The 13,852-nt window shown below is 53.9% G+C and carries 10 protein-coding genes and 1 pseudogene; 3 read left to right on the top strand and 8 right to left on the bottom strand.

The genetic code is table 11. The annotated features are described in order from the left end of the window. Positions 1–3: 3 nt before the first annotated feature. From J2Z70_RS05805 to J2Z70_RS05790, 4 genes and pseudogenes are all read right to left on the bottom strand, one after another. Positions 4–1,395, bottom strand: a complete 1,392-nt coding sequence (locus J2Z70_RS05805) for an ABC transporter permease (RefSeq protein WP_209870356.1) — start codon at positions 1,393–1,395, stop codon at positions 4–6. A gap of 263 nt (positions 1,396–1,658) precedes the next feature. Next, positions 1,659–2,324: pseudogene (locus J2Z70_RS05800) on the bottom strand (ABC transporter ATP-binding protein); the annotation flags it as partial. Between the two features lie 54 nt (positions 2,325–2,378). Then, positions 2,379–4,988, bottom strand: a complete 2,610-nt coding sequence (locus J2Z70_RS05795; RefSeq protein ID WP_209870353.1) for a hypothetical protein — start codon at positions 4,986–4,988, stop codon at positions 2,379–2,381. A 184-nt stretch (positions 4,989–5,172) separates the two neighbouring features. Next, on the bottom strand, positions 5,173–6,006 hold the full coding sequence (locus J2Z70_RS05790; protein WP_209870350.1) for a helix-turn-helix transcriptional regulator: 834 nt from the start codon (positions 6,004–6,006) through the stop codon (positions 5,173–5,175). 144 nt (positions 6,007–6,150) lie between these two features. Here J2Z70_RS05790 and J2Z70_RS05785 point away from each other — a divergent pair, with 144 nt between their 5' ends. The 3 genes from J2Z70_RS05785 to J2Z70_RS05775 all read left to right on the top strand — a co-directional run bounded on the left by J2Z70_RS05785 (position 6,151) and on the right by J2Z70_RS05775 (position 9,870). After that, entirely contained in the window at positions 6,151–8,214 is a 2,064-nt protein-coding gene (locus J2Z70_RS05785; RefSeq protein ID WP_209870347.1) for a beta-galactosidase, read from the top strand. Positions 8,215–8,788: 574 nt separating this feature from the next. Then, a complete protein-coding gene (locus tag J2Z70_RS05780) occupies positions 8,789–9,553 on the top strand; it encodes an AzlC family ABC transporter permease (RefSeq protein ID WP_083684804.1) in 765 nt (254 codons plus the stop codon). Then, positions 9,544–9,870: an AzlD domain-containing protein gene (locus tag J2Z70_RS05775; RefSeq protein ID WP_209870345.1), complete on the top strand. Its 327-nt coding sequence runs from the start codon at positions 9,544–9,546 to the stop codon at positions 9,868–9,870. Before J2Z70_RS05780 ends, J2Z70_RS05775 begins: the two co-directional genes overlap by 10 nt. A gap of 45 nt (positions 9,871–9,915) precedes the next feature. Here the strand turns inward: J2Z70_RS05775 and J2Z70_RS05770 are convergent, their stop codons facing one another. The 4 genes from J2Z70_RS05770 to J2Z70_RS05755 all read right to left on the bottom strand — a co-directional run bounded on the left by J2Z70_RS05770 (position 9,916) and on the right by J2Z70_RS05755 (position 13,851). Continuing rightward, positions 9,916–10,881 (bottom strand): alpha/beta hydrolase, encoded by a 966-nt coding sequence (locus J2Z70_RS05770; protein ID WP_209870342.1) that lies wholly within the window; start codon positions 10,879–10,881, stop codon positions 9,916–9,918. Positions 10,882–10,983: 102 nt separating this feature from the next. Continuing rightward, positions 10,984–11,424 (bottom strand): MerR family transcriptional regulator, encoded by a 441-nt coding sequence (locus J2Z70_RS05765; protein ID WP_209870339.1) that lies wholly within the window; start codon positions 11,422–11,424, stop codon positions 10,984–10,986. 10 nt (positions 11,425–11,434) lie between these two features. Further along, positions 11,435–12,766, bottom strand: coding sequence for a hypothetical protein (locus J2Z70_RS05760; RefSeq protein ID WP_209870337.1), 1,332 nt, complete (start codon positions 12,764–12,766; stop codon positions 11,435–11,437). After that, on the bottom strand, positions 12,763–13,851 hold the full coding sequence (locus J2Z70_RS05755; protein WP_209870333.1) for a DUF58 domain-containing protein: 1,089 nt from the start codon (positions 13,849–13,851) through the stop codon (positions 12,763–12,765). The genes J2Z70_RS05760 and J2Z70_RS05755 overlap by 4 nt, the downstream gene beginning before the upstream one ends. Position 13,852 lies beyond the last annotated feature (1 nt).

Genomic DNA, 13,852 nt, shown 5'->3' with positions numbered 1-13,852 from the left:
GGGTTAGTCTCGTTTAATAGCGGTTAATGCATCGGTTCTGGAGGCACTGATCGCCGGATAGATCCCCGACAGTACACCCGTCATAATAGCAAAGGAGATTCCGACCGGCAGATTCATCGCCGGAATGAAGAAATTCATCCCGTCCCCTGCACTGCCTACCAGCTTGTTGAGCCCCATCACAATGAGATAGGAGAATGCAACACCCAGCATGCCCCCGAGCAGCCCCAGAAGCGCAGCTTCGGTAATAAACATGTTACGGATCTGCCCCATGTTAGCCCCCAGGACCTTCATAATCCCGATCTGGCGACGCCGCTGGTGGGTGGACATGGTCATGGCCACTATGATGGAGATGGAAGCGATGATCAGGATGAATACCCCGATGCCGAGAGCCGCCATTTTGATCATATCAAATTGCTCCTTCAGCATCTCCTGCTGGAACAGATTGTCTTGAGCGTTCAGGGACAGCTTCTGAATCATCTGCTCCACCGGCTTAATGTTCGCCACATCGTCCACCTTGACTGTAATCGAGTTATAGCTGCCCTCCGGCGGGAGCGTAAGCACACTGGTGGTGGAATTATCGAACGCAAGCTCCTTGGAGAGCTGCTGTGCGGTCTCGGGAGACACATACATAATCTTCTCATAGGATGACCGCAGTTCATCCATACCCTTGGGAAGCGCCAGAATTCCGGAGATCTGCAGGGGCGAACTAAGCTTGAACACCGGGGTTGTAGAGCTATAGTCCTGCGCCTGAATCTGAACCTGCTTGCGGTACAGTTCAGTAGGCACAGTGGCCATTTTGTCATATTGCTGGTACAGCTCCTGATTGAACGGATCCGCACTCATCTGATCGAACAGCTTCTGCCGGGTCTCCAGGTCAATCAGGCCCAGTGTAGCCCCGTGATTGAGCACAATGGATCCGAGCTGACCATTCGCCCCTCCCTGCTTGAACTTGTGGTCGTACGCCGTCAGCTTCTGTAAATCGGCGACAACGACCTGAACATCGGAGATCTTGTTGTCTATGGTTACCATCTGCAGATATCCTGCTTGATGAAAAGGCGAAGCCGCCTTCACATGATTCAGCCCCTGGATGATCTTCAGCTTCTGATCGGTCAGCTTGCCGGGGTCGAGGTTCTCATTTACCTCACCCGATCCGCCGCCTCCGCCTCCGCTCTTCCCGTTCGTTGGAAGTCCTCCGCCGGGCGAGACTGTAATCTCATCCATTTTGAAGTTGGCATTAACTTGTTCCGTTACATAGACCTGTGCAGATTGGCCTACACTCAAAGCCACGATAATTGCTGCGCAGCCGATGGATATCCCGGTCATACATAGACCTGTAACCACCTTGCGCCGTTTGACCTGTTCCCAGGCCATCCGTGAAATGTCTCTGATCTTCACGGCTTCCCTCCCTCTGCAGGATCAGCTTCCTCAGCGGTCTGGTGTTCAGGTTCCTCAGCCGGAGGATCTTCATCCGCTCCTGCTGTCTGCGGTACTGGCTCTACAGCTTCCTGTTCAGCTCCTGCAGCTAATTGTTCTTCAACCTCTACCATGGTCTGCGGTTCAGCTTCCTCAGCGATTTGCTCTTCAACCTGTACTTCTGTCTGCGTCTCAAGCTGCGGTTCTTTTTGCAGTTTTATATCTGCTTGCGGTTTTGCCTGCGATTCAGTGACCAGGAAGCCGTCCTTCAGCGTGAAAATCCGCTGCATTTGTTCAGCCACCTTGTATTCATGAGTAACGACGATAAAAGTCGTCTTCATCGTCCGGTTCAGGTTCAGCAGAATACCGATAATTTCTTCTTCAGTCTTGGAATCCAGATTCCCCGTCGGTTCATCGGCGAAGATGACCGACGGCTCTGTGATCAGCGACCGGGCGATACTGACCCGCTGCTGCTGTCCTCCGGAGAGCTGCGAGGGGAAGAGATCCGCCTTGTCGGGAATTCCCACCTGCTCCAGCAGCGCCAGCGCCTTGGCCTTGCGTGCCCTGGGAGAGACTGACTGGAAGACCAGCGGCAGCTCCACGTTCTCGCGGACCGTCAGGCTGGTAATCAGCTCATAGGCCTGAAAGATAAATCCGATATTCTTGCGGCGGAACTCGGCCAGCTTATTCTCGCCCATTTTCACAATGTCCTGATCAGCAATGTAGATATGACCTTCCGTGGGCTTCATCAAGCCGGCCATCAGGTTGAGAAGCGTTGACTTCCCGGAACCTGAACTGCCCAGCAGGGCAACCATCTCTCCTTTTTTGACGGAAAAATTGATTTCATGAAGAACGGAGGTCCATTCATTACCGCTTTTGTACGAATGCGTAATATCTTCAACACGCAACATGGAAGCTGCTCCTTTTATAAAAATATAAGAATGTTTTAGTTGAGCGAATGAAGATTATTCCTGTGTCTTGTTCGGAACCACGTTGGTGACTCCAAAGGCCTGGCTGCCCAGCATCAGACGTTCACCCTGGAATTCATCATAGAAGGCTAACTTATAAGCGCCGCCGTCCATCGTCTTGTACACGGGTCTGCTGAGGGAGAAGGAATACTGGTTGTTCGTCCCTTCAATCAGGTCTGTGCCCAGTGTAAGAACCTTCTCAGTAGCGATACCGAACGGATCGGTAATCTGCAGAATCAGCTTATGCTCCAGCACACCTGCATCGTAGAGGTTATCCTTCCTCAGGCTGTAGTTCATAGTAATATCCAAGGTATCCGATGACTTCACCCGCTTGCCTTCAGAGGTCAGAACAGAAATCGTATAAGGATATAATGCCGTTGATTCCAGCGTATTCTTCGGTACGTTAGCCTGCGGATTCAGCTGCAGCGCTGCCACATTGACGAATCCGGTCGCTTCCTCCTTGGCCTCGATCAGCTTACCCTCTTTGATACCGGAACCGAGGTAGAGTAAGACATCCGCGAGGTCTGTAGCCTTAGGCACCTTGGCCCACAGGACCACGAGCTGCTTGGCACCCGGCGACGCGCTGTTCTCCGACTGGCTGGTGCCTGCTTCGAAATACTGGCCGTCCTTGGTCTTATAATAAGCCTGGAGACGGGCCATTTTGCTCTGTCTTTTCTCCTCACTGCTCAGATAGAGCTCTGTGTACACCAGATTATGGCTCTCCCCTTGATAGATCGTTGTCCGGTTCTCCTGTACACTGGCTGTTTTGCCTTTGCCGCTAATGGTGTAGCTCTTGTCTTTCTCGATGGTAGGAATACTGTTAATCGAGTTGTTGACGCTGACATCCAGGAACGGAACGGTCTCTGAATTCTGTGTGCCGTTCAGGGCAATCCGCATATTCTGAAACTCTGAGGTATAGGCGATTTTGCCAAGTACATACAGCTCCACCGACTTCCCTGGCGCAAGGACAGAAGAATCCTTATTGTCCATATACAGCTCTGTAGTCACGGGCAGGTTTTCTTTGTCCAGCTTAATGGTACCCTTCAGCTCAGGCAGCGTAAGAGACACGTTCTGGGTATTGGTGATTCTCAGTCTGGCAGCTACGATATCATCATCTCTCCAAGGGTAACGCTGAAGAGACTGTATGCTGTACGAGAAGGAGCCGTATGAATTCGTGGTCATATACTCCTGGCCGGACGTGACTTCCGTACGTAGTGCATATGGAATGACGAAGTAGGCTACCGGGAAAATCATTTTGGCAGTCGGTGTTGCAGGAGCCGCAGTGGACGGAGTACCAGTATTCCCGGTATTTCCGGTTGTCTCGCCGGTTCCGCTCGGATCAGGTACACTTGTGCTCTCGGCGCCTACCGATTCGATCATAATCAGCTGCAATCCGGATTGATCCACTTCAAGCGGTACGCGGACCGTAAGCGGTACAATTTTGGTCTCTAGCGGCTTGAGGGTGACTCCGCTTACACCTTTGGAATTCACCGGAAAAACCTTGCCCTTCACCGATTTGACCGCCAGGTCGTAGCTTGGCAGGGTTACCGCCTTGTTGCCGGTATTCTTAAGCTGCATCTGGAACGTCCATACCGCATCTGCATCCTGTGCGTACACATTGGCATTGCGGAGCAGCGTTTCTACCGTGTTGTTATTGACTACAATCTTTTTGACTACCCCGCTGCCCACTACCAGATTAGGCGAGCTTGCTGCGGGCAGCTTATAAGAGGATTTAGCAAGCTCCAGCTTCGTGGTCTCGTCCCTCTGCGTGAATTGCAGCTTCATATTATCTGTTTTAAGATAGGCCGGGATTTCCGTAATATAATAAATGCTCCGTTTCTCCTGCGGTTGAATCTTGTAATCCGCCTGTGTGCCGCTCAGCGCCAGCTCGAAGGAGGTGCCGCTCGCAGATACCAGATAAGCCGAATAGCCCGGATCACTGAGGACTTTATTGCCCTTGTTGGTCAGACTGACCCCTACTTTGGCATAGACCTTGCCGCTGTATTTATAGAGCTGGAGGGAGTCTGCACTGGCCGCGACGGGAATGTCGTTCATGACTGTACTTAGGCTTGTTCCAACTGCAGCCGTAGTTGAATAATTAGCGGGCACTCCAAAAGATCCCGTCTGCTTCAGATACCCCTTCGTCTTGGCATCCCAGACCAGCATCGAGATTTTGATCCCCTGCATAGAGGAGGTTTGTCCCACATTTACATAGTAAGTCACGCTAAGGCTTTCTTTGGCGCCGACTTTCTTCTTCAGGGCATCCGCACCTAAGGGATTACCTGGAAGTACTGATCCTCCCGGAGTGACAACGCGTGAGAAATAATGCATTAGGCTTGCGCTTGAATTGCCGGAATTCGTATATTTAAGTGTGTACGACAAGATGTTTCCGCTGGACTGGCTCCATATGTTGATATTCTCTAGTACTGCGGTCACTCCGGCACCCATGGGAACGGAATTGAACTTGAATGCCGCCGGAGCGGATACTGCGGGGGCCTTCGCCGCCGGGGCTGCATGTGCAGCAGGCGCAGTGATGCTGCCAGCCACCTGGCCGGCAACGAGTGAACTCACCAGCAATGCAGCATATGTAACTCTATACTTTCTCATTTATTTCCCTCCAGATGTATTTACTAGCAATAGTATAGTTGCTTGGCGCGTGGAATTTGTATCCACTTTGTAACCCTTTGTTTCCATTTGTAACTTTCTGTCACATAACCAAGGCTATCGCGGCGTGAACTCTGCCATAAATGTAACAAACTTTCTTAATACTTGGTCCTAAAAAGGCTTGATTCTATGAGTTGAAGGAACGTCTGTATTGGTTCGGCGGCATCCCTTCGAGCTGTCTGAACACCTTGATGAAATAACTGGATTGTTGAAAGCCGCTCTGCTGCGCAATTTGCGCAACGGACAGCTTGGTGGAGGCCAGCAGCAGCTTGGCCCGGGCCATCCGGCAATCGCTCAAATACCGGTTCGGCGTCTTGCCCATAATGCTGCGGAACAGGCGGAGAAAATGGTAGCTGCTATAACCGGCAAGTCTGGCCATAGACTCCAGCGTCCAGGGCCGCTCACACTCACTATAGATCCTGTCGGCGGTAAGCCGGATGGAATGCCGGATCTCCAGCGGAACGGAGCCGTGGAGCGGCTCGGTGTTCTGCATCAGCGTAACCAGAATCTCATAGAGCAGTGTGGAGAGGCGCGGTTCACTCCGGGTCTCATAGCCTGCACTGAGCCGGTACATTTCCTCGAAGAGCGCTTCATAACCGGTGCCGGGATCGAAGGTGAAGAAGTAGCCGCGTGACTGATCCGCCTCCTCCAGCATAGGCAGAGGCATCGCCGTGGCGAAGTGCATCCAGCGCACATCCCAGGCAGCTCCGGGATCAGAACCGTACTGCTGATAAGCCCCTCTGGGAAAAAGAAACCCGCTGCCCCGCCTCATGGATATCCGCTCCCCTCCCTGAAATACATACCCTTCTCCCCCGAAAACCATGTGGAGATTATAGCTGTTCAGGAACCCCTCACTTCTGCGCTCTGCATGCTCCGGGAAGTCGCTGTAATGCCCCAGCATCTCCGGATAACATACATAGTGGGCATAAGCAGGCTGCGGCAGAGCCCAGTGTTTACTCATGTGAATCTCCTCCTGCCCTGCGCTGAATCAAGCACGCAATATAATGATATAATAGCAATATTCTGTTATATAAGTGGATACACTGCTGATAATACAATAGATTGGTAGCTTAATGAAAGCACATTTTTACACTTGGAGGTTAACATGAAGAAACCTGTTGCAGCAGAACGATTTGAACTGGGCGTCTGCTATTATCCTGAGCACTGGCCTGAATCCATGTGGGCTGACGATTACCGGCGTATGGTTGAAACCGGATTCACCATAGTACGTCTGGCTGAGTTCGCCTGGTCCATTTTTGAACCGGAAGAAGGCGTGTTTCAATACGATCTGTTTGACCGTGCGGTCGACATGGCACACAGCTACGGGCTGAAGGTCATTCTGGGAACGCCTACGGCCACTCCGCCTGCCTGGCTTACCGAGAAGTACCCTGAGGCCTTGAATGTTACTTATGAAGGTGTGACGCTACAGCACGGCATGCGCCGCCATTACAATTACAGCAGTCCCAAATACCGTGAGCTCTGTGCCCGAATTGTAACCAAGCTTGCTGAACATTACGGCAATCATCCGGGTGTTGTCGGCTGGCAGATTGACAACGAGCTGAACTGCGAGATCAATGTATTCTACTCAGAGAGTGATCATCAGGCCTTCCGCCTCTGGCTGCAGGAGAAGTATGTCAGCTTGGACAAGCTTAATCAGGCTTGGGGCACGGTGTTCTGGAATCAGACCTATACGAGCTGGTCACAGGTCTGCCTCACCCGGCCTACTCCTTCACCGAATCAGCCGAACCCGCACCAGGCTCTGGATGAGAAGCGCTTCATCTCTGATAACACCATCCATTTCGCCAAAATCCAGGCAGATATCCTGCGGGAATTGGCTCCTAATCAGTGGGTTACCACCAACGGGCTGTTCGGACATCTGGACAGCCATGAGCTGAATGACGAGCTGCTGGATTTCTTCAGCTATGACTCGTATCCGCAGTTCTCCACCATCGGCTTCGATCCGGCCGAGGTGAACCCGATGCTTGACCGCGGCTGGGGACTGTCCCTGTCGGCAGTACGTTCGGTCAGCAGCAACTTCTGTGTCATGGAGCAGCAATCCGGTCCGGGGGGCTGGGTCAACCGGCTGGACATGCCTTCACCGAAGCCGGGACAGATGCGGCTGTGGACCTACCAGTCCGTCGCCCACGGCGCTGACATGCTGCTCTATTTCCGCTGGCGGACCGCCACCATGGGCAATGAGATCTATTGGCACGGCTTGAACGACTACCATAACCAGCCTAACCGGCGGGTAAGGGAAGCGGAGCAGATCGGCCGGGAGCTGGCAAGCATCGGGCAGCAATTCATCGGCAGCCGGACTCAGGCGAACGTTGCTATCGTGCGTGATTATGACAATGAGTGGGACGGGGAATATGATGTCTGGCACGGCCCGTTCATGTGGCAGAGCAACAAGGAATGGTTCAAGGCTCTGCAGCGGAAGCATATTCCGAATGACGTTCTGTACCTGCGCAGCCATACCACCCTTGCAGAGCTTGCCCGTTATGAAGTGCTGGTCTACCCGCATCCGGCGATTATGACCGATGATACGGCGGCTCTGCTCGACCAGTATGTACAGCAAGGCGGGAAGCTGGTCTTCGGCTGCCGCACAGGCTACAAGGATATTACCGGACAATGCTACATGCGGCCTTTTCCCGGAGCGGCGCAGGAGATGTGCGGGGTAACCGTGGAAGAATTCACGCTGGTCAAAGGAACGCGCAAGCCTACCTCCATCCGCTGGAACCATGATCCTGAGGCGCTGACCGGTGCAGATGCCTTCAATGACATCCTGCATGTGGAAGAGGACAGTGTGGAGGTCATGGCAACCTATGCGACCGACTACTATGCCGGCAAACCGGCGGTAACCCGCAACACCAGGGGCAAAGGCGAAGTATGGTATTACGGCGCCGTGTTCAATGAGCCTGCTGTGCTGCAGATGCTTGGCAGTCTGGGTCTGGTCTCGCCAGCCGCCGATTGGGCGGAGCTGCCGCCAGAGGTTGAGTTGCAGATTCGTGCTACGGGGGAAGACGCCTCTTCCGGTGTCGCCTTCCTGCTCAACTACAGCGAAGAACCGGCACAGATTGTGCTTAAGACAGCCAAGACGGACCTATTAAGCGGCCAGACCCTGTCAGGGAGCTATACGATGGAAGGGTTCGGCGTACTCATCTTGAAATAACCACGAACTCCAAAAGGGTTCCGCTGCCGCAGATCGCTCTGCGGACGGCGGAACCCTTTTTACAGTTACAGCTAATATTCCCTTGCAATTCGCTATGAATTATTAGATATTAATACAATGTATTTATTATCGGCGATAGTAGAGTATCCGATGTAACTCTGTGAATAGGGTCGAATCCCGGAGGTTCCGTAAAACGAAAATACACCGGCCAGAAGAGTGTGTTCCTAACGGACCTGAGATACCCTATCCCCAGTCAAACGCCACTTTTTGCGGTTTAACGGACTGAGGAGCCCTTATCGTCTCTCTACGAGAGGTTTAGGAGTAGAAAATCCAGGAATAAGCTCCATGAGGTCCGTTACTTGCCCAAGTGGTGACTTTATACTAGAATAAGCGCACCTCAGTCCGTTACGTCAGGCCAACTGTCCCTAATGGACAACTCTCGTCTTCATCTGGGAATGACACCTGTAGGTGTGGCTCCACTCTTGTACTCATTCAGGTATGATAGCGCCCCATCGACTAGTTTAAATCGGACACTATACTAGTCATTATTCCATGAAACAGAAGGAGCATGCCCATGAAGCCAGAATCCATTCATCAGGAGCCGCTATCCGGCGGCAGCCTGGTTACAGATAGCCCAAGTGTGCCGGAGAGCAGTGATACGTTCTGGCAAGGGGTCAAGGACTGCCTCCCCACGCTGCTCGGATACTTAAGCATCGGGTTCGCCGCAGGCGTTGTGGAGAAAACAGCGGGGCTGACCCTTGCCGAAATCGCCATGATCTCTATCATCCTGTACGCCGGTTCGGCCCAGTTTATTGCCGCTGGCATGATTGCCGCCGGGAGCAGCGCCTCCGGTATTGTCATTACGATTCTGCTGGTTAACCTGCGGCATCTGCTGTTAAGCGCAGCATTGTCGCCGTACTTCCGGCATCTGACTCCGCTGCGCAACCTGCTGATCGGCTCGCTGCTTACAGATGAGACCTTCGGAGTAGCCATTCAGAAGAGTGCCGCAAGGAAGCAGATCAGCGAGAGATGGATGCACGGCCTGAATATTACCGCTTATCTGAACTGGTTCCTGGCCAATATCGCCGGGGCTATTCTCGGTCAATGGATATCCAGCCCTGAGAAGTGGGGACTGGATTTCGCCCTGCCGGCTATGTTCATCGGGCTGCTGGTCCTGACCATTATGGGACGGCGCAAGTATAGACTGGATATCACTGTCGGCTTAGCGGCTGTTGTAGTTGCCGTGCTCGTCTCTGTGCTGTGGTCGCCCAGTATGGGCGTCATAGCTGCCGCGTTGGTAGCCTCAACGATTGGAGTGGTGATGGAACAATGGAAATAAGACTGGATATTGCTGTAATCATTCTTGGTGCCGCGCTCGTTACCTTCATTCCCCGTGTCCTTCCGCTGATGCTGCTAAGCCGGATCACGATCTCGGAATGGGGCATGCGCTGGCTGAGCTATGTGCCGATTGCTGTCATGGCTGCGCTGGTTGCCCAAGAGCTGCTCGTAACCGGCGGCAGGTTCGCAGTCCTGTCCACCAATGTGGAGCTAATCGCCGCCCTCCCCACTTTCTGGGTAGCCGTCAAGACCCGCAGCCTGCTGGCCACCGTATTGACCGGTATTGTGACGCTGATGCTGCTGCGGCTGCTGTTCTGACCCTGTTCACTGGTGCGCTGAACGATCACTTTCAGGCTACGGGTGCTAATCTTGCCTGCCCTCCAGCTGCAATACTCTCTTAATGAAGCTGCCTATGTTCCCGATGGCCTGCTGCGCTTCAGGAAGCATGGCAGCCATCAGCTGAAAGGCGCACCACATGTTCTTCCAGATTTGAAGTTCTACAGTGATGCCCGCCGCCTTTGCCTGTTCAGCCAAGCGTTCTGCATCACTCAGCAGCACCTCATGATCTCCCGCCTGTATGAGCAGGGGCGGCAAGCCCCGGAGATCCATTCTTAAGGGTGATAATATTGCAGGCCACGCACCGCCATAGTCCCCCATATATTCCTCAATCATTCTCTGATTCGCTTCCCGGCTTCCTGTCGGGTCCGTTCCCGCACGGCTGTCATAAGACTCCCCGTCCAAATGAATAAGGTCGGCATGGGGAGATAGCAGGCATGCACCGGCAGGGAGCTTATCCCCCTGGTCCCGCAGCGTAATTAATGTCATCAGCGCAAGCGTGGCTCCGACGGACTCTCCGCAGACTATAATATTCCCGGCAAGAACGCCCCGTTCCAGTAGCCAGTGGTACGCTGCAAGGCAATCCTCATTGGCTGCAGGGAAGCAGAACTCCGGTGCAAGCCGGTACTCCACAGTTAAAATGGCAATTCCCCCAGCTGCTTCAGATAGGCGGGCTGCCAGATCCCTATAGATCTCGCAGCTGCCAGACACAAACCCTCCGCCGTGATAATAAAGAATTACCTTGTTCTCTGCGGGTTGCGATTGTCCTTCACCTTGTAGACTTTTCTCCTCCGCTCTGACCCACTCTCCGCTGAAGGTCTCCACCTCAACCGGTTCAACCTTCACGCCTTCAAGAAAGGGTAATTGCCTGGAAGCTTCGAGAGCCGCCGCACGGATCTCCTGAACCGGTCTTCTGGAGTAACTATTATTGCTTTTCAGATAAGCTGTAATGGCCTGCAACTGTTCAATTGGGGTACTGCTCGAATACAACATACGTGTAATTCCTCCTGTTATCCCGGGATGCCCATACTATAAACCCTGTAGCAATGTACAGAGTCAAGCGGCAATCCCGGCAGAATTACAGGTGGCAACAGATTAATCATTCATGTTCAACATATTAAGAGTATCCTGCACGCCCGGGTGCCTGTCCTGAACCAGAAGGCCGGACTTCAGTGCTTCAAGCCGTCTGCGTGTCTCGTTCCGCCGGGCAATCTCCAGATCGACAGCGGCGATCTTCCGCTCAATGACTTGGGCGAAATCACTGATGCCAATGCTGCGGTCTGCCGATTTATCAAGTGCTTTCTTAATCTCCTTAAGCGTGAATCCGCAGCTCTTGGCATTACGGATAAAAGCAATCCGGAGGAGCGTCTCCTCCGGATACAGCCGATAACCGCCTGCTGAACGCTGCGGCAGCGGAATCAGCCCGTTTTTCTCATAAAACCTGAGCGTCTCCATATTAATCTGAGCCTCTTTAGCCAGCTCACCGCGCAGATAAGGGGTCATGCCTGCCGCTCCTTTCCAGTATTCGCTGAACATAATGATTCAGCTACAGCTTCAGCTGCTCCTTAAGCGCCGCCGCCTCAGCGGCAGTAAGTTCAGGCAGCTCCTCCTCGGTATAGCGGGCCCTGTGGTATAGGCCCAGTAGACGGTCATTGACAGAGGCATCTCCGCCAGGGTGCTTGCTCGAACGCTTCTGGCCTTGCGACCAGGCGGCTACATCAGCTGCTGTCTCCTGCGGGGTCAGGTAGGGCTTCACCTCATACCCTTCCGCATGTCTGGCCCGCAGCCAGTGCCGGTACAGCCAGCGGATGCGCTCGCGGCTTCCGTCCATCCCTTCCCAGCGGTCCCTGCGGCTGGCAGGTGTCAGCTTGGAACGCACGTATTGGCGGAAGTCCTGAACGGTCTGCTCCCAGTTGAACAGGCTGGTCTCCTCATCCTGATACCCTGTGACCGCAGGAGTCTCTCTGCGCAGGAGGGACAGCAGCCTGTCCATCGCTCTGCGCAGGATGCCTCCTGTATTTCTGTACAACCAACGCAGGATAAAATACAGTACCGCAAGAATGGCTGCCGCTCCTAGAATATAGAAGCCTATATTTAGAATCATCGACAGCAATCCCGGTTCACCCGGCTCCGCAGCCGGCATGGCAGGGATGGCCTCAGGCAGAGCTTCTGCTGGCGGTGCCTCCTCGGAACCGGAGGATAACCGGCTGAGCCAGGCGAAGAATGCCCGCACCATATTCCACAGCAGCATCCCAACCGCCCTACCGCCCCCCGCTGCAAGCAATGCTGCCAGGATAATAAAGCCAATCACGAATACCCGGTTATGCCGCCGCAGTCCTTGAGGCAGATTTCCTGCACCTCCGTTCAAGGAGCTATAACGCAGGTGGGTGCTGTTCGTAGCCAGCAGTGCCAGGATCAGGCACAAGCTGCCGCTCCAGGTAAGCACCGGGGCACTAGGCTGTAAACCGGGTATGCGCGAGAAGGCAATGGAAGCTACAAAATACAGTATGATCCCGCTGATATACAGCCACAGCCGGTTGACCCGTGTGGCTGCTGTCATGCCAAGGAAGGCAGACACAGCCGCTCCGGCTGCCAGCGGAAGACCTATAAGTGTCAGCGTACCGGTTAACGCCGCAGATATAGCTCCGAGAATTAGCGCCGCGAGCAGCTGCTTCCAGCGGCGGTTGCATATCTCCCGCAGCAGCACACCGGCTGCGGCCAGTACCGGCAGCAGATAGATCCAGCGCAGCGCCTCGGCCTCCGGCTGGAAATAAGTCTGGAGCACCAGCCATACCGGGAGCAGCAGCAGCCATTCGATGAAGGCTGCCATCCATATGGCGTAATTTTCTTTGAAGGCATCCGGGATTCGGGAAGTCATAGCTCACCGCCCCCTTCAGAAGGAATATCCAGCCACTCTACACCGTTTCCGAGGAAGCTTAAGCCTGAGGCTGCCAGCTGAAGCTCTGCCCCCCGGTGACAGGTAATGATCAGATAATCCTTATCTGCCTCCCGCTTGTCCGCTTCAATCTCCATCAGCCTGCTCATCGGCACGGTCCGGTCCAGATTCAGTCTGGCCAGCAGGCCAAGGAACTCCTCGGTATGAACAATGGACCAGGTGTCCACCGAATCTCTCGCCCCGCTCCCCTCCAGTCTTCCATTGCTGAGCAGCCGCACCTCAATACCGTGGCTGATCGCATACTCGGCTACAGTCGCTGCATAGCGGATTCCCAGCTCTATACGCTGCACATCGGTAACCGTTCTCCACATGGACTCACTCGTCTCCACGTTGAGGCAGATGACCAGCCGGGAATCGGCGGTGTAATCCTTTTGATGCACCTGCATACTTCCCGTACGGGCTGTCGCTTTCCAGTTAATGCTCGCCAGAGAATCCCCGGCGCTGTATTCTCTTGTACCGGCGGTCAGGAACGGATCTTCGACAATCCAGCGCTTGACCGGCAGCTCTCCAAGCCAGCTGTGAACCGGCAACGGAAGGTCATGGAAACGCAGCAAACCGGGGTAGACCAGCAGCTCCAGATGAAGCGGGAAGGTCTTGGCGCTGCGGCTCAGTCCGAACAGATCGCCGGTAGTCATGGTTGCCGTCTCAAGGACGAACAGCCCCCGCTCCCTGCAAGTGATATTATGCCGCCGTTTGATATGGCGGAAAGACCTCAGGAAGAACAGGCTGACATGATTCTGGGAAATCTCTCCGCTGCTGATGCCCAGATTCTCCTGGTTACCGAATTCAAGCCCCTTAGCTATGCTGGATTCCAGCCGCAGCCACGGCAGCGGCAGCAGCTTCTTATTCATGATCTCCTCAACCATCTCTACCTGTTCACCGGCGTACACCGCTTTGGCAGAGAAGTAACGGGTATAGCTGACCTTCTTCAGCGCATGCCGGTCATAGACCAGCGAGATCAGGACCAGCAGGATGAACGTGCTTGCAATGAACCACGGCAGCGACATG

This window comes from Paenibacillus silagei (assembly GCF_017874735.1).
Lineage (GTDB): Bacteria > Bacillota > Bacilli > Paenibacillales > Paenibacillaceae > Paenibacillus_AQ > Paenibacillus_AQ silagei.
Note: the sequence above shows the minus strand (reverse complement) of the source record. Positions and strands in the feature narration are given on the sequence as shown.